This is a genomic window from Mycobacterium sp. 852002-51152_SCH6134967 (assembly GCF_001667105.1).
GTDB lineage: Bacteria > Actinomycetota > Actinomycetes > Mycobacteriales > Mycobacteriaceae > Mycobacterium > Mycobacterium neumannii_A.
The window spans coordinates 211,995-234,573 of record NZ_LZIK01000063.1 but is presented as its reverse complement, the minus strand read 5'-3'; the positions used below and the strand labels follow the sequence as shown (position 1 = coordinate 234,573).

Below are 22,579 nucleotides of genomic sequence, written 5' to 3'. Positions count from 1 at the left end.
TAGGCGACCGAGATCCCGAAATGTCTCCGGTAGACACTTCGAAAAGATGACATGTGCCGAACATGCCCCGCGGTACAGTCGCGCAATGGCGGTGCGACCGGATGCCCGGTACCCAGGTCCGACGTTCTGGACACGTGCGCGATGGTTGCTGAACGCCGGCCCGTCGGATTACATGCTGGCGACGAGCGTGGCCGCGGCTTCGCTGCCCGTCATCGGAAAGCACCTGGAACCGTTGGGCACTGTGACCGCGGTCGGCGTATGGGGTTTCCGTCACCTGCCCGATTTCCTGGGTTCGACGGTCAAATCGTGGCTTAGCCCGGGCGATGCCGAGTTAAGGCAGTCCGAGCGCGACAGCACCAACGCTGTCACCGAGGCCGCGCTGCGCGGTGTGGTCAACGCCAAGGACCTCGCCGTCGACTGGCCTGCGCCGGAGTCGGCGCCGCCGTTGTGGAAGCTGCGGGAGCATCGGCGCAGCGTGTACCGCACCTCGGTGCAGTACGGGCCCCGGTCTTCACAACTGCTCGACGTGTGGCGGCCCAAGGAGTTGCCCGCCGAGCCGGCGCCGGTGCTGATCTTCGTGCCGGGCGGGGCGTGGGTGCACGGCAACCGGATCCTGCAGGGGTACGCATTGATGTCCCACCTCGCCGAGAAGGGCTGGGTGTGCCTGTCGATCGACTACCGGGTGGCGCCGCACCACCGGTGGCCGGCCCATATCCACGACGTGAAGACCGCCATTGCGTGGGCCCGCGCCAACGTCGACAAGTTCGGCGGCGACCGTGACTTCGTGGCGGTCGCGGGCACGTCGGCGGGCGGTCACCTCTCAGCGCTGGCAGGACTCACCGCCAACGATCCGGAGCTGCAGGCCGAGCTGCCGGAAGGCTCCGACACGTCGGTGGACGCGGTGGTGGGCATCTACGGTCGCTACGACTGGGAGGACAAGTCCACCGTCGAGCGGGTGCGCTTCGTGGACTTCCTCGAGCGCGTCGTCGTTGGACACAAACTCACCAAGCGTCCGGACGTCTACCGCAAGGCGTCCCCGATCGCCCAGGTGCATCCCGAGGCACCGCCGTTCCTGATCGTCCACGGCACCGGCGACAGTGTCATCCCGGTGGCGCAGGCCCGTTCGTTCGTCGAACGGCTGCGCGCGGTGTCCCGGTCGGTGGTCAGTTACGTCGAACTGCCCGGCGCCGGGCACGCGTTCGACATGACCGACGGGGCCAGGACCGGCTCGGCCGCGATGGCAATAGGATTGTTCCTGAACCAGATTCACCGAAACCGGACGCTGGTGGGGGCTAAAGAGGTTATATAGGCTCCTCCGGAGGGAGGGGTCGCGACGTGAGAAGGCTCAGCGGCTGGGACGCGATCCTGCTGTACAGCGAAACTCCGACGGTGCATATGCACACGCTCAAGCTGGCGGTGATCGACCTCTCCGAGTTGGGTGACCGTCCCTTCGGCATCGAGGAGTTCCGCCGCGTCATCCACGGGCGGCTCTACAAACTCGACCCGTTCCGATACGAGCTCGTCGACATCCCATTCAAGTTCCACCACCCGATGTGGCGGGAGAACTGCGAAGTCGACCTCGAGTACCACGTGCGGCACTGGCGGGTGGACAGCCCAGGCGGTCGCAGGCAACTCGACGAAGCAATCGGCCAGATCGCCAGCACGCCGCTGGACCGCAGCAGGCCGCTGTGGGAGATGTATTTCATCGAGGGTCTGGCCAACGGACGAATCGCGGTGCTCGGCAAGATCCACCACGCCCTCGCCGACGGGGTCGCGTCGGCGAATCTTTTGGCCCGCGGGATGGATCTGCAGCTAGGCCCGCAAGCCGAGCGTGACTCGTACGCAACGGATCCGCCGCCGGGCAAGGCGGAGTTGGTGCGGACCGCGTTCGCCGACCACATGCGCCAAATCGGCCGGCTACCGAGCGTCATGCGCTATACGGCGCAGGGTCTGCAACGCGTGCGCAAGAGCGCGAAGAAACTCTCACCCGAACTCACCCGGCCGTTCACGCCGCCGCCGTCGTTCATGAATCACCGCGTCGACGCGCAACGCAAGTTCGCCACCGCCACCCTGGCGCTCGCCGACGTCAAGGAGACGGCCAAGCATCTGGGCGTCACCATCAACGACATGGTGCTCGCGATCTCGGCGGGCGCGTTGCGGGAACTCTCCCTGAAGTACGACGGTCAGGCCGACCATCCGCTGTTGGCTTCCGTCCCAGTCAGTTTCGACTTCTCACCGGATCGGATCTCTGGCAACTACTTCACCGGTGTGATGATGACGGTCCCCATCCAGCTCGAGGATCCGCTGCAGCGGGTCCAGGCGGTGCACGACGCCGCGGTGGAGGCCAAGGAAACGCATCACCTGATGGGCCCGGAGCTGGTGAGCCGGTGGTCGGCGTACTTCCCGCCGCGCCCTGCCGAGCGGCTGTTTTCCTGGCTGGCCGAAAAAGACGGCCAGAACAAAGTGTTGAACCTGCCGATCTCCAACGTGCCCGGTCCGCGGCAACCCGGTCGCGTGGGCGGCGCGCTGGTCACCGAGATCTACTCCGTCGGACCGCTGACCACCGGCAGCGGGTTGAACATCACGGTGTGGAGCTACGTCGACCAACTCAACATCTCGGTGCTGTCCGACGGCGCGACGCTCGAGGACCCGCACGAGTTGACCGACGCGATGATCGCCGCATTCATCGAGATCCGCGGGGCCGCAGGGCTTTCGAGTGAACTGACGGTGGTCGAGTCCGCCATGGCGCAGTAGGACGGCTTCCGCTCAGACTTCTACGCACCCGCGGATTCAGCCTGCGGCAGTTGACCGCTCGGCGCGTGGCGCTGCGCGTGCACCCAGGACAGGAAACGTTCGACGGCCTGCGCCGTGTAGTGCGCCCGTGGTGACCCGTAGAAGTCGAATGCATGCTGGGCGTGCGGGATTTCGGCGTAGGCCACGGTGGACGTCGACACCTTGCGAAGCGCCTCGACGAAATCGCGTCCCTCCTGCACCGGAATGATGGAGTCGTCCTGACCGTGAAGCACGAAAAACGGTGGGGCGTCGCGACGCACCCGCATGATCGGGGAGGCGTCGACATAGGTCTGCTTGTTCTCGCTGATGGGCTTTTTCACGACGAACTTCTGCAGGAAACCGATGAACTCCTTACGGCCGGAGCCTCGTGCCGACACCCAGTCGTAGCGTCCGTAGATCGGGACCGCGGCCGCCACCGACGTGTCGGTGTCCTCGAAGCCCGGCTGCCACTGCGGATCATCCGGCGTCAGCGCGGTCAGCGAGGACAGGTGCCCTCCCGCCGAGCCGCCGGTGATCGCGACGAAGTCGGGATCACCGCCGTAGTCGGCGATGTTCTCCTTGATCCAGGCCAGGGCCCGTTTGACGTCGATGATGTGCGCGGGCCAGGTGTGCCGCGGACTGACGCGGTAGTCGATCGAGACGCACACCCAGCCCCGCTCGGCCATGTAGCTGAGCAGGGGATAGGCCTGCGGCCTGCGCATGCCGATCGCCCACGCACCCCCCGGCACCTGCAGCAGCACCGGCGCCTTGCCGTCGCGCGGCAGGTCGGCACGCCGCCAGATGTCGGCGCGGTTGACCCGGCCGTGCGGGCCGTACTGGACGGTGTTGGCCCGCTCGACGTAGCGGCGGCGCAGCAGTTCGTTCGGGGGAACGCCGACGTTTGCGAGCCGACGCCGCCTGCCGGGCTGCGACGACGAGGCCACCTGCTTGTAGTCGTCGCCGAGTGCCTCACGCAGCGGTTCCTCGAAATAGCGCTTCGACGTCACGTTGCGGTACATGATCAGGCCGAGCAACGCCCATGCGATCGCGGTGAGCGCCAACGCGATACGGCCGGGCGCACCGCGGAAGTCACCACGCAGGCCGCGCCGTATGGCGTCCAGCACCGAACCGGTCAGGTACAGCGGCGCGGCCTCGGTCGTCGGCCAGCCGAATGCGAACACCGGCAGCGTGATGTAGCCCTCGCGCCCGAGCGGCTGCACACCGTTGGCGGCATTGGCGAGTTCGGCTGCCGCGCGCAGCAGCGGAAAACGGCGTCTAGTCATCGAGGTCCGTCATATCCCCCAGACGGCTGTCCAAAACAAGTCTCAGCCGAGGATCGGGAGGCGGCGCTCGGTGGCCAGCTCGTCGAGGGCGCGCTGCATCACCCGGCGGACGTGGGCGTCGACCTCGTCGATGTCGGGGTCCTCGCCGAACTCGGCGACGATGTCGATCGGCGGCAACACCTGCATGACGATCTTCGACGGCAGCGGGATGTTGGGCGGCACCACCAGTGACAGGCCGAACGGGAAGCCGAATGAGACCGGCAGGATCTTGGTGCGCGCCAGGCGCGCGATCGGGCCGAGACGCTCGGCCAACCAGGTGCCGCGCGACAGGAAGATCTGGGTCTCCTGGCCGCCGATACCGACGGTCGGGACGATCGGGACACCCGCGTTGAGGGCGGCCTTGATGTAGCCGGTTCGCCCGCCGAAGTCGATGACGTTCTCCGAAAACGTTGGCCGGTACACGTCGTAGTCACCGCCGGGGAACACCACGACCAGACCGCCGGAGCGCAGTGCCCGGTCGGCATTCTCGTGGTTGGCGCTGATGTAGCCGATCTTGCGGAAGAACTCACCGGTCGGTCCGACCATCAGCATGTCGTGGCTGAGCGTGTAGATCGGCCGGTCGTAGCCGTGATGCTCGTAGAAGTCCGCCGCCAGGATCGGCACGTCCATCGGCAGCATGCCGCCGGAGTGGTTTGACACCAACAGCGCACCGCCCGCGGGGATGTTCTCGAGTCCGCGCACCTCGGAGCGGAAGTAGCGCTTGAGGAGCGGGCGGGTGACGGCGAAGAAGCGCTCGGTCAGGCCCGGGTCCCATTTTGTGAGCTGCGACGGCTCGGCGTCTCCGGTGGCCACCGCACCCCCTCTGATCGGAACTGAAACGTGTTCTAGTTTAGCGGAGCGCCCCTGTGCAGGACAAACGGCGAGCGTTTGCGCTCAAGGGGGTGCGGCTACCTTATCCGCATGGACGGCCGCGACCTACTTGCGGACCGCTACGAACTACGAGGTGTACTCGGTCGCGGCGGGATGGCCGAGGTCCACGACGGCTGGGACACCCGGCTGCACCGGCCGGTGGCGATCAAGCTGCTCTATCCGGCGTTCACCGCCGACACCGATATGCGGCGACGGTTCGAGGAGGAGGCCCGCGCCGCCGCGGGGCTGAACCACCCCAACATCGTGTCGGTGCACGACAGCGGCGAGCATGACGGCAGCCCATTCATCGTCATGGAGCGCCTGCCGGGACGGACGCTGCAGGACGAGATCGAGACGGGGCCGATGCCGCCACCGCGTGTCCGCTCGATGCTGCACGACGTGCTCGGCGCGCTGGGCTGCGCGCATGCGGCGGGCATCGTCCACCGTGACATCAAGCCGGGCAACGTGCTGATCGCGCCGAACAGCGGTGCGATGAAGGTCGCCGACTTCGGCATCGCCAAGACGGCGGGCTCCGCGCTCACCGCGACCGGCCAGATCGTCGGCACGATGGCCTACATGAGCCCGGAGCGGGTCGCCGGCGCACCGGCCTCGGTCGCCGACGACCTCTACGCCGTTGGCGTGATGGGTTATGAGGCGTTGACCGGGCGGCGGCCGTTCCCGCAGGAGAATCCCGCTGCCCTGCTGCACGCCATCCTCGATGCACCGCCGCCTCCGATCAGCGTGGTGCGTCCCGACATCGACCCGGCGCTGGCCGCGACGATCGACCGGGCGATGGCCCGAGACGCGAGCCAGCGGTTCACCAGCGCCGAGCACATGCGCGCCGCGCTGATGGGCGCGCCCTCGATGATGGGACCGGCACCCGCAGCGGCGCCACGACCCGCCACGAAGATCCTCGCCGAACCGCTGGCGCCCTCCGCCAACTACTTCGTCGCTCCCGCACCGCGGCGGCGGCCGATGAGCCGTGAGCGCAAGCTTCTGATCGCGGCCGCGGGGTTCGTCGCGTTGGTCGTCGCCGGCCTCGCCTTGGCGCTCGACCCGTCGTCGACCACGCAGCCGCCGCAACAGGTCAGCACCAGCACCCCGGCGCAGCCGCCACCGCCCCCGCCGACCACCAGCGCCGCGCCGCTGCCGCCACCGGCGCCCGTCTTCGAGCAGCCCGAACCGCCCAAGCCGCCGAAGAAGGGCGGCCCGGGCAATGGCAACGGACGGGGCAACGGGAACGGCAAGAAGGGCGACTGACGCGTTTAGGCATCGCACCCCGCGGCTATCCACCGTCGACAATCGGGTCGGCTCGGGTCCCCTCCGCACCGCAGCGGACGGGCGGACCGCGACCGTTGAGCAAGTTCGGAGCGATGGCGACAAGTCAACGACTGATCCCCGGCATGGCGATCGGGGGCCGTTATCGGCTGCTCGCCGCACACGGCAGCCACCCGCTGCTGGAATTCTGGCAGGCGCTCGACATCGCCTCGGGCCAGCATGTCGCGCTGACCGTCGTCGATGTTGCGCACGAATTGCCCGACGAGTTCGTCCACGAGATCCTCGCGCGCACCATCCGGCTTCGTGGCCTCGACACAGCGGGTATCGCGCCGGTGCTCGAGGTGATGCATACGGGAGCCTTCGGTGTCGTGGCGTCCGACTGGCTTCCCGGGCAGAGCCTCCGTGAGGTCGCAGACGAGGGGCAGGCGCCGGAGTCCGTCGCCGCCATGACGCGAGCGTTGGCCGCGGCCGCCGAGGCGGCACACCGTGCGGGCCTCGTGCTGTCGGTCGACGATCCCGCGCGGTTGCGGGTGGGTGCCGACGGACACGTGGCGCTGGCATTTCCCGCCATCCTTCCCGAGGCCACCGCGCAGACCGATCTCCGAGGGATCGGCTGCGTCCTGTGCACGCTGCTGCTCGGCCAGTGGCCGGACGGTGTGGCCCAACCCGAGGAGCCGGCCGAAGTCGATCCCCGGATCCCCTTCCTGATCTCCACGACAACCTCGGCGCTCCTGCGGGACAATGGTGGAATTAACAGCGCCGCAACGCTTCTCACATTGCTGGAGCAGGCTGCGGCGTCTGACATGGAGTCGACTCACCGAGTGATGCCGCCCCTGCCGGCTGTCAAGTCCGGACGCTATGCCGAATTCCGCAACTTCGGACCCCAGGAACAGAAGGAGGCGGCCCGCCGCGCCATCCTGCGCACGGGCCTCGGTGCCGCCGCGGCCATCGTTGCGGTGGGGATGCTGGCGCTGGGGTCCTCGCTCAACGGTCTGCTGGAGACCAACGACGACAACGTCGCGATGGACGCGGACAAGCTCGGGCTGGTGCCGACGACGACCGCGGCGCCCCCACCGCCCGAGCAGACCAAGACCGTGCGCGGACTGGCTCCCGGCGACCGCATCCCGTTGGAGGCGGCGACCGTCTTCTCCCCCGACGGATCTCCGGACAGCCCCGGCGATGCCGGATTGGCGATCGACGCCAAGCCCGAGACGTCCTGGTCGACCGACCGCTACTACGACGCCGATCCGTTTCCGAAATTCAAACCCGGCGTGGGCCTGCTCATCTCGTTGCGCGAACCCACGCCGATCACCGCGGTCACAATCGACCAGAACAGCGCGGGCTCGCTGATCCAGGTACGGGGCACCGACAAGCCCGAGGACCCGAAGGCGCTGACCGACACCTTCGAGCTCACGCCCGCCACACCCGTGGAGCCCGGCGTGACGAGGATTCCCGTGACGGATCCGCGGCCCGTCGCGCGGGTGGTGGTGTGGATTACGAAGTTGGGCGCCGCCGACGGTCAGAACCGCGCGGCGATCGCCGAGGTCGGCGTGCACGCGCCCGCTGCGCCCGCATGATCTCATCCGCGGACCGTTACGATCAGCCGCGTGAGTGACAACACTGAACCCGTCGTCCTTGTCGAACAGCGCGACCGCATCCTGATCATCACCATCAACCGCCCGCAGGCCCGCAACGCGGTGAACGCCGACGTCAGCCGCGGCCTTGCCGACGCCATGGACCGACTCGACGGCGACGCCGGCCTGTCGGTGGGCATCCTGACCGGAGCCGGCGGCTCGTTCAGCGCGGGCATGGACCTCAAGGCGTTCGCGCGCGGCGAGAACGTGGCCATCGAGGGCCGCGGCCTGGGCTTCACCGAGCGCCCGCCCGCCAAGCCGCTCATCGCCGCGGTGGAGGGCTACTGTCTCGCCGGTGGCTGCGAGCTCGCGCTGGCCACCGACCTGATCGTGGCGTCGAAGGAATCCGCGTTCGGCATTCCCGAGGTCAAGCGCGGGCTGGTCGCCGGCGGCGGCGGACTGCTGCGGTTGCCGCAGCGGCTTCCCTACGGCCTCGCGATGGAACTGGCGTTGACCGGTGAGAGCCTGTCCGCGCAGCGCGCCCACGACCTCGGCATGGTCAACGTCCTCGCCGAACCGGGTCAGGCGTTGGAGGCGGCGATCGCCTTCGCCGAGAAGATCACCGCCAATGGTCCGCTCGCGGTGGCCGCGACCAAGCGGATCATCGTCGAGTCGCGCGACTGGAACTCCCAGGAGATGTGGAAGAAGCAGGTCGAGATCTTCGGACCGGTCTTCATGTCCAACGACGCCAAGGAAGGCGCGATCGCGTTCGCCGAGAAGCGGGCGCCGAAGTGGACGGGAACGTAACGGGTTTCATAACCGCCGCCCGGGGCAACCGTTAGACGTGGAAACGTTGTCCCGAGCGCGGAACGCGCAGAAGCGCATCTTCAAGGTGCAGCGACGAGTGTGGTTGGTGCAGGCCGCGATGTGGCCGACGCTGGCGCTCGCCGGTATCGGAGCGGTCGCCGCGGTGATCGCCCGTTATCGCGGACGCGCCGACGGGTCGGGGACAGCGATCCCCTCGCCGGCCGACGGCCTACCTCACCTGTAAGGAGACAGCGCATGGCGCAGAGCGACGACCTGCCGATCACCGACTACGACCAGCTGCCGTTGACCGAGCTGCGGCACCGCATCCGCGCGCTCGACGAGCCCGCGCTGCGGGCGGTGTTCGACCACGAGACCGCGCACGGCAACCGCATCCCGGTGCTCGAGGTGCTGCACGCGCGGCTCAAGGAGTTGACCCATGGCGCCGAGCCGTCGTCCGGTGACCCGAGCAACGCGCCCGAGGTGAGCGGTACGGCGGGCGGTTCGCCCGTGCAGGAGTCGACGGCCGCGCAGGCCAACACCCCGCTTCGGCACGGCGTCGCGAATCAGACGCCGGCCCGCGGCAAGCCGTAGGTTCGGCCGCGCTGCCGCGCGGAGTCTCGCCGCCGCGCGGCAACGGTTGACCTGAACGGCCGTTGAGGTCGCAAGATGTGGGCATGGCAACCGACGTGACGGCCGCGCTCGACGTGGCGGCCTATCTGGACCGGATCGGCTACACCGGCTCGACGGAGCCGACGCTGTCCACACTGCGCGCCCTGGTGGCGGCGCACAACCGGTCGATCCCGTTCGAGAACCTCGATCCGCTCCTGGGTATCCCGGTCGTCGATCTCAGCGCGGGCGCGCTGGCCCGCAAGCTCGTGCGCCGTCGCCGCGGCGGATACTGCTACGAGCACAACGGCTTGATGGGGTACGTGCTCGAGGCGCTGGGCTACGGTGTGCAACGGCTCGCGGGCCGGGTCGTGTGGATGAACCAGTCGGGTGCGCTGCCCGCGCAGACGCATCAGGTGCTGTCGGTGCACATCCCGGCAGAAGACGGACCGTGGTTGGTCGACGTCGGGTTCGGTGGACAGACGCTGTCCTCACCAATCCGACTCCACGCCGGTCTAGTGCAGGCGACGCGCCACGAGCCATACCGGCTGCGCGACCACGACGAGGGTTACCTGCTGGAGGCCGAGATCCGCGGGGAGTGGCAGCCGCTGTACATGTTCGACACCCGCCCGCGGCCGCAGATCGATCTGCAAGTCGGAAGTTGGTACGTGTCAACGTTTCCCGAGTCGGGATTTGTCACCGGTCTGTCGGTGGCGCTGGTCACCGACGACGCGCGGTGGAACCTGCGCGGCCGTAACCTGGCCATCCACAGCGGGGGAGACACCGAACGAGTGCGCCTCGACACCGCCGCCGACGTCCTCGCCGAACTGACCGGCCGCTTCGGGATCGACCTGACCGACCTCGGTGACCACCGCGACATCGAAGCCCGGGTGCACGAGGTGCTGGACAGCTGAACGCAGCAGGAATCGTCATGTTCTTACGCCCGCGGCGCGACCATACTCGGTGATCGTGACCACCGAAGCGCGCCGCGACCGCCTGCGCGAACTGCTCGACGCGGTCGTCGCTGCCGACAACAGCGGGGTGGACCGCATGGCCCGCAGCACGCACGCCTCCGAATTCCACTTCTCGCGGGAAGTGCGCCGCCTGACCGGCGAGTCGCCCGCGGCGATGCGCCGCCGCATCATGCTCGAACGCGCAGCGTGGCGACTGCAGCAGGGTGAGCGCGTGACTGCCGTCGCGGCCGACGAAGGCTGGTCGTCGGTCGAGGTGTTCTCGCGCGCCTTCCGACGCACCTTCGGTGTGCCGCCGTCGAGGGCCGCTGACGTCGAGTTCCGGGTGACCGCGCCCAACGGCCTTCACTTCCACCCGCCGCACTCGCTGTGGCTCGACAACGCCGGGGACGCGAAGGAGCCCGACATCTCCCAACTGATGGTGGCGCACGACGTCGCCGACACCGCGTATCTGATCGACTGCGCGCGCAACCTGACGAAAGAGCAGTGGCAAGAGGAGATTTCGCCTGGGCAGGTGGTCCTCGACTGGGACGGTCCCGAACCCAGCGTCGGAGCGGTGCTCGGTGCGATCGTCTGGACCAAGCAGGTGTGGCTGGCCACGATCGAAGGACGCGACTTTCCTGACCGCTCGGCCACCCGAGGAGAAACGACCACCGCCGCGCAGCTGGCCCGACATCACGACGATATCGCAAAGCGCTGGACGGCAATGGTTTCCGAGTACGCCGCCGACGGTCGGATGGGGGACACCGTCATCGACGCGCTGTGCGATCCGCCCGAATCGTTTCAGCTGTACGGCATCGTCGCCCACGTGTTGGAGTACGCAGCCCACCGGCGCGGACTGGCCCGAGGAATGCTGGCCCACCACGGGATCGACGTCCGCATGGGCGATCCGTTGGAGTGGATGAGGAGCAACTGACTTGGCGACGGTCTACTACACGGCGGCCAGCTTGGACGGTTTCATCGTCGACGAACACGACAGCCTGGACTGGCTGACATCGCGCGACATCGACCGGGACGGACCGTTCCACTACGACGAGTTCATCGCCACGATCGGCGCCGTGGTGATGGGTTCGGCGACCTACGAATGGATCGTGCGCAACCAGCCCGGTGACTGGATGTACGAGCAACCGTCCTGGGTGTTGACGCGGCGACCGCACATCGTCGAGCGCGGACACGATGTGCAAACGTTCGCCGGCGACGTCGCCGATCTGCATCCCGAACTGCTCGCCGCCGCGGCGGACAAGGACGTGTGGGTGGTCGGTGGCGGCGATGCCGCGCGACAGTTCGTCGAGGCGGATCTCATCGACGAGATGATCGTCAGCTACGCGCCGTGCTCGCTCGGCGCGGGTTCGCCGGTGCTGCCGATCCGTTCGGAATGGGAACTGGTCGAGGCGGCGGTGAACAGAGACTTCGTCTGCGCGCGATGGCGCTCGGCTCAGTTGCGGTCGGGCACGCCGTAGCGGCGGATGAAATCCCTTGACCTGATCAGGAATTCGACCTGCTGCGCGACATCGTGGAGCGGGTTGGCCGAGCGGGTCGACCGGCACAGCACCACTGCGCCCTCCAGCGCCGCGATGCAGGTGATCGCAAGGGAGGCCGCGTCGGACTCGTCGAAGCCGTCGGAGACGAAGGCACGGGTCAGCGCGTCACGCCAGTGGCCGAAGATGCTGCCCGCCACGCTGGTCAACTGCGGTTCCTCGGCAGCCGATCCGATCGCCGCCGCCACCACCGGGCAGCCGGCCACGAAGTCGCTCTCGACGAGCAGTTCCTCCCAGAACGCCACGAAGTTGCGGACCAGGTGCATTCCGCCCTTGGCAGCCGCCTCGTCGATCTCCTTGGTGATCGCGTCACCGGCGTAGCTCAGCGCCTCGCGCAGGATCTGGTTGCGGCCCGCCGGGAAGTGGTAGTAAACCGATCCGCGTGGCGCGCCGCTCCGGGCGAGCACTTCGTCGATCGTGACGCCTGCCGCGCCGCGCTCCCGTAACACCTCGACCGCGGCGATCAGCATCTTGGTGCGCGTCGAACCGCGCTTGTTGGCGGTCTTCGTCCCGATGGAAGACAGGTCAACCTCCAATGGGGCGATCAGGCTGCGGGCGTGCGACGCAGGTGCGCCGGACGCCAACCGAACGTACGGGGGCTGAAGCGGAAGACCCGGCGGTCGTGCACGCGATGGGTGAACCGGTATCCGGCGACGTTGACTTCAATGACCCACATCGGGTGCCTCCCTGGCTATGACGAACAGCATAAAACCGTCAACACAAAGGAGCAATCAATGTATTCCACATCACAGCTTTGGCTTGGATCGGCCCAGCTAGACGGGCTTGTCTAGCGTCGTCAACCCTGCCGAGCCGCAGACCACATTATGGGAAATACCATAATCCGATCGTGGTCAGGCACCTGAGCTGAAGTGCAGGTCGCGGCGCCTTCGGGCGGCTACGCTCGGCTCCACGCGAACGAAAGGCGCTCGTGATGGGCCACTACAGAAGCAACGTGCGGGATCTCGAGTTCAACCTGTTCGAGGTGCTGGGTCTCGACAAGGCGCTGGCGACCGGCGAGTTCGGCGAGCTCGACGGCGATTCGGTGCGCCAGATGCTCGACGAAGCCGCCCGGCAGGCCGAGGGTCCGCTCGCCGAGTCGTTCGCCGAATCCGATCGGCACCCTCCCACATTCGATACCGCCACCCATGAGGTGACGCTGCCCGAGCCGTTCAAGAAGTCGTTCAAGGCCTGGCAGCATGGCGAGTGGTTTCGCGTCGGGATGGCCGAGGACATCGGCGGGGTGGCGGCACCGGCCGCCGTGGAGTGGGCGATCAACGAGTTCGTCCTCGGCGGCAATCCGGCGGTGTTCATCTATCAGGCCGGGTCGAAGATGGCGGACATCCTCTATGGCATCGGCAACGAACAGCAGCGACACTGGGCCGGGCTGATGGTGGAGCGCGACTGGTGCGCGACGATGGTCCTCACCGAACCCGACGCCGGTTCCGACGTCGGCGCCGGCCGCACCAAGGCCGTCCAACAGCCCGATGGCACATGGCATCTCGACGGGGTGAAGAGGTTCATCACCAACGGCGACGCCGGCGACCTCTTCGAGAACATCGTGCATCTCGTGCTGGCCCGCCCCGAGGGCGCGGGACCGGGCACCAAGGGTCTGAGCCTGTTCATCGTGCCGAAGTTCCACTTCGACCCCGAGACCGGTGAACTCGGCGAGCGCAACGGCGTCTTCGTCACCAACGTCGAGCACAAGATGGGGTTGAAGGTGTCGGCGACGTGCGAGCTGACCTTCGGTCAACACGGGGTGCCCGCCGTGGGCTGGCTGGTCAACGACTCCCACAACGGCATCGCCCAGATGTTCAAGGTCATCGAGTACGCCCGAATGATGGTGGGCACCAAGGCGATCGCCACGTTGTCGACGGGTTACCTCAATGCGCTGGACTATGCCAAGACCCGGGTGCAGGGCGCGGACATGACCCAAATGACCGACAAGACCGCGCCGCGGGTGACGATCCTGCACCACCCGGATGTGCGCCGGGCGCTGCTGACGCAGAAGTCCTACGCCGAAGGGCTGCGCGCGCTCTACCTCTACACCGCCGCCCACCAGGATCCCCCCGTCGCGCAGATCGTCTCCGGAGCCGACGCCGAGATGGCAGGCCGCGTCAACGATCTGCTGCTGCCGATCGTCAAAGGTGTGGGGTCGGAACGGGCATACCAGTGCCTGACCGAATCCCTACAGACGTTCGGCGGTTCGGGTTTCCTGCAGGACTATCCGATCGAGCAGTACATCCGCGACGCCAAGATCGACTCCCTGTACGAGGGCACCACCGCCATCCAGGCGCAGGACTTCTTCTTCCGCAAGATCGCCCGCGATCAAGGTGCCGCGCTGGCGCACCTGTCCGGTCAGATCGAGGAGTTCGTCCGCAGTGACCTCGCGCGTGCAGAGCTCGCCGACGGTCGCGCCCGGCTGGCCACCGCGCTGCAGGACGTGCAGGCGATGGTCGCGGCCCTGACCGGATACCTGGTCTCGGCGCAGGAGAACCCGCGCGAGCTGTACCGCATCGGCCTGGCCTCGGTGCCCTTCCTGCTCGCGGTCGGCGACCTGGTGATCGGCTGGTTGTTGTTGCACCAGGCCGAGATCGCGCTGGCCGCGCTGGACGGCGACGTCTCCGCGGGCGACCGGGCGTTCTATACCGGCAAGGTCGCCGCGGCGAACTTCTTCGCCGAGCACATGCTGCCGCTGTTGACCTCTGCGCGCGGCATCATCGAGACCATCGGCCTCGACGCGATGGACGTGCCCGAAGACGCGTTCTAGTCCTCGGGGGTGTAGCCGAACGGCAGCAGCACGCTCTTGTGCTCGACGTAGGCCTCGATGCCCTCCGGACCGTTTTCGCGGCCGATGCCGGAGTTCTTGTAGCCGCCGAACGGGGCGCCGGGATCGAACGCGTACATGTTGACCGCGTAGGTGCCGGTGCGGATCTTCGACGCGACCTCGAGCGCCTTCTTGTTGTCGGTGGTCCACACCGAGCCGGCGAGCCCGTACACCGAATCGTTGGCGATGCGGATCGCATCCTCTTCGGTCTCGTAGGGGATGACCGCCAGCACGGGTCCGAAGATCTCCTCCTGGGCGATCGTCATCGAGTTGTCGACGTCGGCGAACACGGTCGGCTCCACGAACCAGCCGTTGTCCAAACCCTCCGGGCGGCCACCGCCGGTGACGAGGCGCGCTCCCTCGTCGACGCCCTTCTTGATGTAGGACTCGACGCGGTCGCGCTGCTTCTCGGAGATCAGCGGGCCGATCGCGGCGTTCGGGTCGTCGGGCAGGCCGACGGGCATCGCGCCGATGAAGTTGGCGATCTTCTCCACAACCTCGTCGTAGCGCGACCGGGGCGCGAGGATGCGCGTCTGCGCGACGCAGGCCTGCCCGCTGTTCATCACGCCCGAGAACCCGAGCATCGGCAGGGTGGAATCCAGGTCGGCGTCCTCGAGGATGATCGCGGCGGACTTACCACCCAGCTCCAGCGTGCACGGCTTGAGCTTCTCGGCGGCGATCTTCGCGATCTCCTTGCCGACCGCGGAGCTGCCGGTGAACGTGTACTTGTCGATCTGGTCGTTGGCGGTCAGCGCGCGACCGGTCTCGGGGCCACCGGGGACGATCGACAGTACCCCTTCGGGCAGACCGGCCTCGGCGAACATCTCGGCCATCGCGAACACCGACAGCGGTGTCTCGGCGGCCGGCTTGAGCACGACGGTGCAGCCGGCCAGCAGTGCGGGGCCGAGCTTGTTGGCGGCCAGGAAGAACGGCACGTTCCACGCGGTGACGGCGCCGACCACGCCGATCGGTTCGCGCACGACCATGGTCTGGCCGTAGATGCCGTCGCGGATCTCCTTCCACGGGAACTTGTCGGCCGCGCCCGCATAGTACTGGAACGACGACATCGCCGCGCCGTACTGCATCATGTCGACGATGGTCTGCGGCTGGCCGGTCTCGGCGGCCAGCAGGAACTTCAGCTCGTCGCCGCGCTCCTCCATCAGCTTGACCGCCGCCGCCAGCACCGCGGCCCGCTCCTGCGGCGTCTTGTGCGGCCACGGGCCCTCGTCGAACGCCTTGCGGGCGGCGGCGCATGCCGCGTCGACATCGGCGGCCGACGCCAGCGGCACCTTGCCCACCAACTCGCCGGTGGCGGGCGAGTGCACCTCGATCACATCGGAGGTGGCCGGCTCGACCCACTTGCCGCCGATGAACAGCTGGTCCCATTCGGTGCGATACGCGGTGCTCTGTGTCATGACCGTCACACTACCTAGGAAGCCGCCGAAGTAGAACCTGTTGCAGTCGGCCGCTTACGGCGCCCGCAGAACCAGCACCAGGTTGCTCACCAGGAACTCCCTCACAACCGGTACCTTCGTCAGCGACCACGCCCATCTCGGGTGGTAGCGGGGGAAAGCGGCGACCAACGCACCGGTGCTCGCCGCCCACTGCAGGCCGTCGGCCGCCGACACCGCAAACAGTGACGAACCGTAGTTGTTCTTCGGCGGATGGCCCTGCCTGCGGGTGTACCGGCGTGCGGCACGGGCGCCGCCGAGGTAGTGCCACAGCCCGGTCTCGTGCCCGCCGAACGGACCCAGCCACACCGTGTACGACAGCACCACCAGCCCGCCGGGCCGGGTCACCCGAAGCATCTCGGCGCCCATCCGCCACGGCCGCCGCACGTGCTCGGCCACGTTCGAGGACAGGCAGATGTCGACGCTGTCGTCGGCGAACGGCAAAGCCGTCCCGGATGCCCGCACGTAGGTGCTCGCGGTCACCATCCCCGGAGCGGCGTGCATCTCGGCCGGATCCGGTTCGACCCCGATATAGCGAAAACCCTTGTCGACGAACGCTTCCGAGAAGTAACCGGGCCCGCCGCCGACGTCGAGCACCGTGCGCCCGGCCGGCGTCGATCCATCCGTGGCCAGCCACAGGTCGGCGACCATGTCGGCGGTGTCCTCGCCGAGAGCGCCGTAGAACCGTGCCGGGTCGCTCTGCTCGAAGCGGAACTGCGCGAGCAGGCGCAGCGACCGCGACAGTGTCGCCCGCTCGGCGAACCGGTCGGTGACTGGCATGGAACCGAAGACTACGCAGCGCCGCGATCCGACTACGCTGTTGCCGATGTCTGCCCGTCCGCTCCGATCGGTGTTGCTGCTGTGCTGGCGCGACACCGGCCACCCCCAGGGTGGCGGCAGCGAGGCCTACCTGCAGCGCATCGGCGCGCAGTTGGCCGCGTCGGGTATCGAGGTCACGCTGCGCACAGCGCGCTATCCGGGAGCCGCGCGTCGCGAGGTCGTCGACGGGGTCCGCGTCAGCCGCGGCGGGGGGCGCCACACCGTTTACATCTGGGCGGGGCTGGCGATGGTGTTGGCCCGCTTCGGGCTCGGGCCCCTGCGGCGCGCGCGACCCGACGTCGTAATCGACACGCAGAACGGCATCCCGTTCATGGCGCGACTGGCCTACGGGCGGCGCGTCGCTGTGCTCGTGCACCACTGCCACCGCGAGCAGTGGCCGGTCGCCGGGCCGGTGAAGGGCCGAATCGGCTGGTTCGTCGAGTCGAGGCTCTCGCCGCGGGCGCACCGGCGTAACCAGTACGTCACGGTGTCGCTGCCGTCGTCGCGTGATTTGGCCGCGTTGGGCGTGCGTCCCGGGCAGATCGCGGTGGTGCGCAACGGGCTCGACGAGGCGCCGGCCTCGACGATGGCCCCCAGGCGCGCGCCGGCACCGCGGGTCGTGGTGTTGTCACGTCTGGTGCCGCACAAGCAGATCGAGGACGCGCTGGAGGCCGTCGCTGTGCTGCGGCCGCGCTTGCCAGGGCTGACGCTCGACGTCGTGGGTGGTGGCTGGTGGGAGCAGCGGCTGGTCGAACATGCAGCCCTGCTCGGCATCTCCGATGCGGTGACGTTTCACGGCCACATCGACGACGAGGCCAAACACCGTGTGCTGCAAGAGGCGTGGGTACACGTGCTGCCCTCGCGCAAGGAGGGCTGGGCGCTGGCGGTCATCGAGGCCGGCCAGCATTCGGTGCCCACGATCGGCTACCGGTCGTCCGGTGGACTGACAGACTCCATCGTCGACGGCGTGACCGGCGTGTTGGTCGACGACTTCGACGGTCTGGTCGACGGTCTGGCTGAACTGTTGTCCGATCACGTGCTGCGCGAGCAACTCGGAGCCAAGGCACATGTCCGCTGCGGTGAGTTCTCCTGGCAGCAGAGTGCCGAGGCGATGCGCACTGTGCTGGAAGCGGTGCACCGCGGCCAGTACGTCAGCGGCGTGGTCTAGCCTTCGCGACGCTCCCCGTCATCGAACCGTCCCCCTCGGGTGCTAGAACGGCGGCGGATCGTCCAGCAGAACTCTCGGATCGGTCGGCGGACCGGTGCCCAGCGGGTAGAAGCTGCCGAAAGTCTGGGTGGCCGGCGTGGTGTTTTCCGCTCGGATCGTGGCGTTGAGGGCGCGTTCGCGTTGGATGCGCCGCTCGCGGTTCTGGCGGCGGGAGCGTCGGCGGGTGGGCATGCAGATCCCGCGTCCCGGTGTCGGTGCAGGCACCTCGGGCAGGTGAAGCGTGCCGGTGGAAGCGCCGAGTTGTGGAAACAGCATCGCTCCGAACGGAGTAGTGGTGTGTATGCGCCCGGTCGGGCTGGTGAATATGACGGCGCCGTCGGGTTTTTGGCGCACGATCCAGCCGCCGGGTCCGCAGTAGAACGTCTTCATCAGGTGGTGCAGCCGGCAGAAACAGGCGTTGTTGGACGGATGGGTGGGCCCGTAGGGCCAGGGCGCGGCGTGGTCGATGTCGGATCGCCAGGCGGGACGGTCGCAATTCATCCACCGGCAGGTCAGGTCGCGGGAGCGAACGAAATCGGCAAGCGCGGTCGAGGGACGGTACTGCGGTTCGGGTGCTGCGTCGTCGGGGATCTCAATGGGGCGCCGCTTGGCGTGGCGCGCCACGTCGGCGACGGTCGACGCCGGAACCGGACCCAATCCGGATACGTACCCCGGTGTCGTGCCGGTGCCTTCGACGGTGTCCCGCTCGGCGAGCATATGGACCAAAATGGTAGTTGCCGTCCTGCCAGCGGCGGGACAGTCAGGTCGTTCGCATAGGCACGCCATCGCGTCCTCGTGGGCAAGCACCGCCGCGATCGCGTCCGCCCGGCGCTGGCGATGCGTTCGTGGATCCTCCCGGCAGACCGTGGCGGCCAGCGCGTCGAGTCGCTGACTCAAAGCCACCCCGTCGACGCCGCGTAGGCAGGCGACGATGTCGGTCATTCCGTACTGGCCAGGTATGACATCGAAATGGCGGTCGTCGTCACGGGATTTGGCTCGGCGCACCGCGTCCGGGTCGATCTGAAGGACCAGCCAGTCGACGACCTCGACGAGCTTGTTGTACGACAGGTGGTTCCACTGGGCGGCCCGGTCGGCGAAGATCGCGTCGATCAGTGCGCAGGCGTCCTCGCTGACCATCAGGTCGGTGCGGTAGATCAGCATGTTGACCACCTGCCACTCGATCTCACCGGCAGCGAACACCTTTGCCACCTTGGGAAGCCGTTTGATCAGGGCCTGGCCCGAGCTCATCATGGACGAGGCCCGTCCGCGGCTGATGCCGAGTTCGGCACCGATCTCGGCAGCCACGACCTCCCAGTCGTCGACCACCTTGTCGTCGTTCTCGCCGTCACATTCGGGAACGCGGCGCAGGCTGAAGTGCCCGATTGCCAACAGCTGACGCGCGATCTCGACCCGGCTGGCGCGCTGCGCCTGGCCCATCAGGTCGACCAACCCTGCGTCGCTTGTCGTATCGAACATGTGTGCGAGTATGCCATCGCCCACCGACATTTCTGTTCCGCCGGCGACGCCGAGGTCATCGACGGTGAGGTGCTTTGACTCGCGGCGGCGACTTGCTCAACCGTCGCGCCATCAGGGCGCCCGCACCGCCGAGCAGCATCGCCAGCCAGGCCCAGTGTGCGGCCAGCACCAGGCTCCGACCGTCGGCCTGCGGCGACGATCCGCTCACCCGGTACAGGGTGAGGTCTTCGTCGGTGTAGGCGACGGGCAACGGCAAACGCTCTGTCGGAGCGCCGGATTCGACCACCACCCATCCGACCCCGGCATCGGCGAGCAGGTTCTGGTCCGCGCTCTCGACGAGGATCTCCTGCACGTCGCGTGCGCGCTGCCCCTCCCCGTACACCGTCCGCTCGCCGATGTGCAGATCGCCGGTGGTCAACACATCGGCACGCACCCACCGGGGCAGCGGGTCGAGCACGGGAGCCTCACCTGCCCACTCGAAACGGCGCATGCTGCCCATCGGCATCACCGCGACCGTCCGCGGGTCGGCGTTGATGATCGCGGACACCTTCGCCCATCCCGGCGGGTACTGCACGGCGGTGACGCGGCCACCCGCGCCCCACGCCAAATCCGGCAACGTCGCGATCAGCGCGACGCAGCAGAGTGCCGCGGTCGCCGCCGCCGGCAACCAGCGTCGGGCGAAGATCACCCCCGCCGCGCCGGCAACCACATAGCCCGGCATCGCCAACGCCACCCACTTCTGCGCGTCGCGGACCACCCCCAGGCCGGGCACGGCGCGGACGGCCGCCTCGACGAGGACGAGCCCGGGTCCGGTGGCCATGAGCGCGGGCACCACGACGGCGAACCCGGCCAGGACCATCAGCGGTACGGCCGCCGGTCGGCGCAGCACGACTGGTAAGCCGAGGGCGACCACGCCGAGCAACACCGCCGTGCCCACGATCGCGAAAAGTGTTGTGCGAGAGGGTGGTACGGCCTCTGCGTTCCAGATGCCGCCCAGCCCGGCCAGGCTGAGCAGTGTTCCGAGGCCCGGTTCGGCGCGCGCGGCGAACGCGAGGACGCCGTCAGCCTGCGACGACTCCAACGCCCGCGACACCGTCGCCGCGACCAGCCACGGCAGCGCCGCGACGACCGTCATGGCCATCGTCACGCCCGCACACCGCCACCGGCCCCACCCTTCGCCGGGCGCGGCGACGCACACGAGCGCGACGGTCGCCGCCAGCATCAGCCCGGTGGGCGTCAACCCGGCCAGTGCCAACCAGAAAGCCAACGCCCACAACGGGGTCCACCGCGCCGACTCCCGCATCTGCAGCACCGTCGTGGCGACCCACGGTAGGCACCCGTAGCCGACGAGCAGGCTCCAGTGTCCTTGCAGCAGCCGCTCGGCGACATACGGGTTCCATACCGCGACCGTCACCGCCACGCACTGACCGGCGAGCCCCGACTCGGGAACCACCGCGGCGGCCAACCGCGCCGCGCCCCAGCCCGCCAGCCACAGTCCCGCGACGAGCAGTGCCTTGGCCACCACGCCCCCGTCGACCACCGAGGACACGACGGCCATGAAGAAGTCCTGCGGAAGGGCCCGCGGTGCCGCCTCGGACAGCCCGAGCGCGGCATCGGACAGATACGAGCGCGGCGTGGACACCGCGTCGCGCAACAGCAGATACCCGGGTGCGAGCAACGGCGCCGTCACCACGAGGGCGAGCACCAACGCGTAGGCCGGTCCCACGACCGACCGCCCGATCAGACCGGTCTGTCCGGGGGCAGGTCGGTCGGTCGAGATGTCGGGATCTTCTCAGTCTTGGCTTCGGCGCCCGGGACCTTGATGCCCTGGGTGTCGAAGAATCCGTGGTCGGCCTCGTCGAGACCGGGGTCGATCAGCGCGGACTCCGCGCGCAGGCTGAACGAGCCGAGCAGCGCGCCGCCGACCAGCAGCACCAGCCCCATCGCGGTGAAGGTGATCGGCAGGATGCGGCCCCACAGCGCGACCCGGTCGCGCTCGTTGCCCGCGCTGGCGACCTGGGACTCGACGGTCTCCTCGTTGAACGCGACCTTGTAGTCGACGAACGTGACCTCGGGCTTGAGCGGCTCGCGGGCGTAGTAGTGGTAGCCGTGCTCGTCCCTCTTGACGATCGTCCCCGACACCGGGTCGACCCAGAAGGTGCGCTGCGCGGCGTAGTACCGCGACATCGTGATCGGCTCGTCGGGCTCACCGGGCACACCCCACATCGCCGCGCGGGCGGTGACCTCGCTGTCGGCGTCGTCTTCGTAGAGCGACGCGTACTTCACCGGCTCGACGAGCTTGCCGTCGGAGTCGTAGCCGACGTTCTGGGTGAACCGGTAGGTGGTCAGCCCGTTGACGTCTTCTTCGCCGTCGTAGTTGGCGTCGAACGCCTTCTGCGCGATCGGGTCGAAGACGGAGTAGGTCTTCTTCTCGGTGTCGAAGGGGAACCGGTAGGCCAGTCCCTCGTGCGGCAGCGCGATGTTGGTCGGCGGCTTGTCGTCCTCCATGGCGCGCGGTTTCTGCACCGCACCGCCCGGATTGCTCTCGCTGGACACCGCCTCGGCGGTACTGCGGTTGACGGTCACCGTGTCGACAAGCGCCAACAGCAGGCCGGCCTCCTGCTGCTTGTCGGTGCGGCGCAGCGTGGAGCCCACCTGAAGCGTCACCACGTCGGCGTTCGACGGGGACTCGACGGTGAGCTGCTCCTGCTGAACCATCGGCACGTCGCGGTCGACGACGAACCGTTCGCTGTTCAGCGATGCCGGGTCGAAGGCTGTGCCGCTGCCGTCGCTGATCAGCGTCGCATCGATGTCCAGCGGAATCTTGGCGATCTTGCTGTGGGTGTAGGTGGACAGCAACAGCGCGGCGATCAACAGGGCGGCACCCAGCCCCAAGATCCCGCAAGCCGCAATCCGCAGCGCCACTGCGCGGTTCAAACCGTGCCTCCTTCACCTGCGGTATGCCCGCAGAAACCCGTTTGACCCTAACAGCACAATTTAAGGTCGTCGTCGCTCCAGACGCATCCGCCGACCCGTGGTCACCGTCTTCGGCTTCACCGGGCAC

21 protein-coding genes are annotated in these 22,579 nt (G+C 68.1%); 12 read left to right on the top strand and 9 right to left on the bottom strand.

The genetic code is table 11. From position 1 onward, the window contains the following. Window positions 1–85: 85 nt before the first annotated feature. Both A5790_RS19985 and A5790_RS19980 read left to right on the top strand, forming a co-directional pair. Window positions 86–1,309, top strand: a complete 1,224-nt coding sequence (locus A5790_RS19985) for an alpha/beta hydrolase (protein ID WP_066848106.1) — start codon at window positions 86–88, stop codon at window positions 1,307–1,309. Between the two features lie 26 nt (window positions 1,310–1,335). After that, window positions 1,336–2,754 carry a wax ester/triacylglycerol synthase family O-acyltransferase gene (locus A5790_RS19980; RefSeq protein WP_066848103.1) on the top strand — a complete coding sequence of 473 codons (1,419 nt, stop codon included), beginning with the start codon at window positions 1,336–1,338 and terminating at the stop codon, window positions 2,752–2,754. Window positions 2,755–2,774: 20 nt separating this feature from the next. Here the strand turns inward: A5790_RS19980 and A5790_RS19975 are convergent, their stop codons facing one another. Next, window positions 2,775–4,055: an alpha/beta hydrolase gene (locus A5790_RS19975; RefSeq protein ID WP_066848101.1), complete on the bottom strand. Its 1,281-nt coding sequence runs from the start codon at window positions 4,053–4,055 to the stop codon at window positions 2,775–2,777. Window positions 4,056–4,097: 42 nt separating this feature from the next. Then, window positions 4,098–4,907 (bottom strand): lysophospholipid acyltransferase family protein, encoded by an 810-nt coding sequence (locus A5790_RS19970; RefSeq protein ID WP_064399990.1) that lies wholly within the window; start codon window positions 4,905–4,907, stop codon window positions 4,098–4,100. Window positions 4,908–5,015: 108 nt separating this feature from the next. On the opposite strand from A5790_RS19970, the gene A5790_RS19965 reads away from it, so the two are divergent. The 8 genes from A5790_RS19965 (at window position 5,016) to A5790_RS19930 (ending at window position 11,660) form a co-directional block, all read left to right on the top strand. After that, on the top strand, window positions 5,016–6,224 hold the full coding sequence (locus A5790_RS19965; protein ID WP_066848098.1) for a protein kinase: 1,209 nt from the start codon (window positions 5,016–5,018) through the stop codon (window positions 6,222–6,224). Window positions 6,225–6,337: 113 nt separating this feature from the next. Continuing rightward, window positions 6,338–7,819, top strand: a complete 1,482-nt coding sequence (locus A5790_RS19960; RefSeq protein WP_156656462.1) for a protein kinase family protein — start codon at window positions 6,338–6,340, stop codon at window positions 7,817–7,819. Window positions 7,820–7,840: 21 nt separating this feature from the next. After that, entirely contained in the window at window positions 7,841–8,623 is a 783-nt protein-coding gene (locus A5790_RS19955; protein ID WP_064399987.1) for a crotonase/enoyl-CoA hydratase family protein, read from the top strand. 46 nt (window positions 8,624–8,669) lie between these two features. Continuing rightward, a complete protein-coding gene (locus A5790_RS19950) occupies window positions 8,670–8,867 on the top strand; it encodes a hypothetical protein (protein WP_126315911.1) in 198 nt (65 codons plus the stop codon). Window positions 8,868–8,878: 11 nt separating this feature from the next. Beyond that, a complete protein-coding gene (locus A5790_RS19945) occupies window positions 8,879–9,214 on the top strand; it encodes a hypothetical protein (RefSeq protein WP_066848086.1) in 336 nt (111 codons plus the stop codon). Between the two features lie 83 nt (window positions 9,215–9,297). After that, complete coding sequence (locus A5790_RS19940) at window positions 9,298–10,143, top strand: arylamine N-acetyltransferase (protein ID WP_066848084.1); 846 nt, start codon at window positions 9,298–9,300, stop codon at window positions 10,141–10,143. A gap of 55 nt (window positions 10,144–10,198) precedes the next feature. Further along, window positions 10,199–11,116 (top strand): helix-turn-helix domain-containing protein, encoded by a 918-nt coding sequence (locus tag A5790_RS19935; protein ID WP_066848373.1) that lies wholly within the window; start codon window positions 10,199–10,201, stop codon window positions 11,114–11,116. A 1-nt stretch (window position 11,117) separates the two neighbouring features. Beyond that, entirely contained in the window at window positions 11,118–11,660 is a 543-nt protein-coding gene (locus tag A5790_RS19930) for a dihydrofolate reductase family protein (protein ID WP_066848081.1), read from the top strand. Here the strand turns inward: A5790_RS19930 and A5790_RS19925 are convergent. Beyond that, entirely contained in the window at window positions 11,636–12,208 is a 573-nt protein-coding gene (locus A5790_RS19925) for a TetR/AcrR family transcriptional regulator (protein WP_066848371.1), read from the bottom strand. The genes A5790_RS19930 and A5790_RS19925 overlap by 25 nt on opposite strands. Window positions 12,209–12,282: 74 nt before the next feature. Further along, window positions 12,283–12,414, bottom strand: a complete 132-nt coding sequence (locus A5790_RS26415) for a hypothetical protein (protein ID WP_255361661.1) — start codon at window positions 12,412–12,414, stop codon at window positions 12,283–12,285. A 255-nt stretch (window positions 12,415–12,669) separates the two neighbouring features. Here A5790_RS26415 and A5790_RS19920 point away from each other — a divergent pair, with 255 nt between their 5' ends. Next, window positions 12,670–14,505: an acyl-CoA dehydrogenase gene (locus A5790_RS19920; RefSeq protein WP_066848077.1), complete on the top strand. Its 1,836-nt coding sequence runs from the start codon at window positions 12,670–12,672 to the stop codon at window positions 14,503–14,505. Here the strand turns inward: A5790_RS19920 and A5790_RS19915 are convergent. Both A5790_RS19915 and A5790_RS19910 read right to left on the bottom strand, forming a co-directional pair. Next, window positions 14,502–15,977 carry an aldehyde dehydrogenase gene (locus A5790_RS19915; protein WP_066848074.1) on the bottom strand — a complete coding sequence of 492 codons (1,476 nt, stop codon included), beginning with the start codon at window positions 15,975–15,977 and terminating at the stop codon, window positions 14,502–14,504. The two genes, A5790_RS19920 and A5790_RS19915, sit on opposite strands and share 4 nt — an antisense overlap. 54 nt (window positions 15,978–16,031) lie before the next feature. Next, window positions 16,032–16,793, bottom strand: coding sequence for a class I SAM-dependent methyltransferase (locus A5790_RS19910; protein ID WP_066848071.1), 762 nt, complete (start codon window positions 16,791–16,793; stop codon window positions 16,032–16,034). A 46-nt stretch (window positions 16,794–16,839) separates the two neighbouring features. On the opposite strand from A5790_RS19910, the gene A5790_RS19905 reads away from it, so the two are divergent. Further along, complete coding sequence (locus A5790_RS19905) at window positions 16,840–18,000, top strand: glycosyltransferase family 4 protein (protein WP_066848369.1); 1,161 nt, start codon at window positions 16,840–16,842, stop codon at window positions 17,998–18,000. 42 nt (window positions 18,001–18,042) lie between these two features. Here A5790_RS19905 and A5790_RS19900 read toward each other — a convergent pair whose 3' ends face one another. From A5790_RS19900 to A5790_RS19890, 3 genes are read right to left on the bottom strand one after another with little or no spacing between them, the layout of a single operon-like run. Continuing rightward, window positions 18,043–19,515, bottom strand: a complete 1,473-nt coding sequence (locus A5790_RS19900; RefSeq protein ID WP_082961812.1) for a 13E12 repeat family protein — start codon at window positions 19,513–19,515, stop codon at window positions 18,043–18,045. Between the two features lie 55 nt (window positions 19,516–19,570). Beyond that, on the bottom strand, window positions 19,571–21,241 hold the full coding sequence (locus tag A5790_RS19895; protein ID WP_082961800.1) for a hypothetical protein: 1,671 nt from the start codon (window positions 21,239–21,241) through the stop codon (window positions 19,571–19,573). Between the two features lie 14 nt (window positions 21,242–21,255). Further along, a complete protein-coding gene (locus tag A5790_RS19890; RefSeq protein WP_066848065.1) occupies window positions 21,256–22,452 on the bottom strand; it encodes a DUF3068 domain-containing protein in 1,197 nt (398 codons plus the stop codon). Between the last annotated feature and the right edge of the window lie 127 nt (window positions 22,453–22,579).

What these genes read in the sequence shown, in the direction of transcription:
- A5790_RS19985 (WP_066848106.1), top strand. Translation starts at nt 86, where the DNA reads ATGGCGGTGCGACCGGATGCCCGGTACCCAGGTCCGACGTTCTGGACA.
- A5790_RS19975 (WP_066848101.1), bottom strand. Translation starts at nt 4,055, where the DNA reads ATGACTAGACGCCGTTTTCCGCTGCTGCGCGCGGCAGCCGAACTCGCC.
- A5790_RS19965 (WP_066848098.1), top strand. Translation starts at nt 5,016, where the DNA reads ATGGACGGCCGCGACCTACTTGCGGACCGCTACGAACTACGAGGTGTA.
- A5790_RS19960 (WP_156656462.1), top strand. Translation starts at nt 6,338, where the DNA reads ATGGCGACAAGTCAACGACTGATCCCCGGCATGGCGATCGGGGGCCGT.
- A5790_RS19945 (WP_066848086.1), top strand. Translation starts at nt 8,879, where the DNA reads ATGGCGCAGAGCGACGACCTGCCGATCACCGACTACGACCAGCTGCCG.
- A5790_RS19940 (WP_066848084.1), top strand. Translation starts at nt 9,298, where the DNA reads ATGGCAACCGACGTGACGGCCGCGCTCGACGTGGCGGCCTATCTGGAC.
- A5790_RS19925 (WP_066848371.1), bottom strand. Translation starts at nt 12,208, where the DNA reads ATGCTGATCGCCGCGGTCGAGGTGTTACGGGAGCGCGGCGCGGCAGGC.
- A5790_RS26415 (WP_255361661.1), bottom strand. Translation starts at nt 12,414, where the DNA reads ATGTGGGTCATTGAAGTCAACGTCGCCGGATACCGGTTCACCCATCGC.
- A5790_RS19920 (WP_066848077.1), top strand. Translation starts at nt 12,670, where the DNA reads ATGGGCCACTACAGAAGCAACGTGCGGGATCTCGAGTTCAACCTGTTC.
- A5790_RS19915 (WP_066848074.1), bottom strand. Translation starts at nt 15,977, where the DNA reads ATGACACAGAGCACCGCGTATCGCACCGAATGGGACCAGCTGTTCATC.
- A5790_RS19910 (WP_066848071.1), bottom strand. Translation starts at nt 16,793, where the DNA reads ATGCCAGTCACCGACCGGTTCGCCGAGCGGGCGACACTGTCGCGGTCG.
- A5790_RS19905 (WP_066848369.1), top strand. Translation starts at nt 16,840, where the DNA reads ATGTCTGCCCGTCCGCTCCGATCGGTGTTGCTGCTGTGCTGGCGCGAC.
- A5790_RS19900 (WP_082961812.1), bottom strand. Translation starts at nt 19,515, where the DNA reads ATGTTCGATACGACAAGCGACGCAGGGTTGGTCGACCTGATGGGCCAG.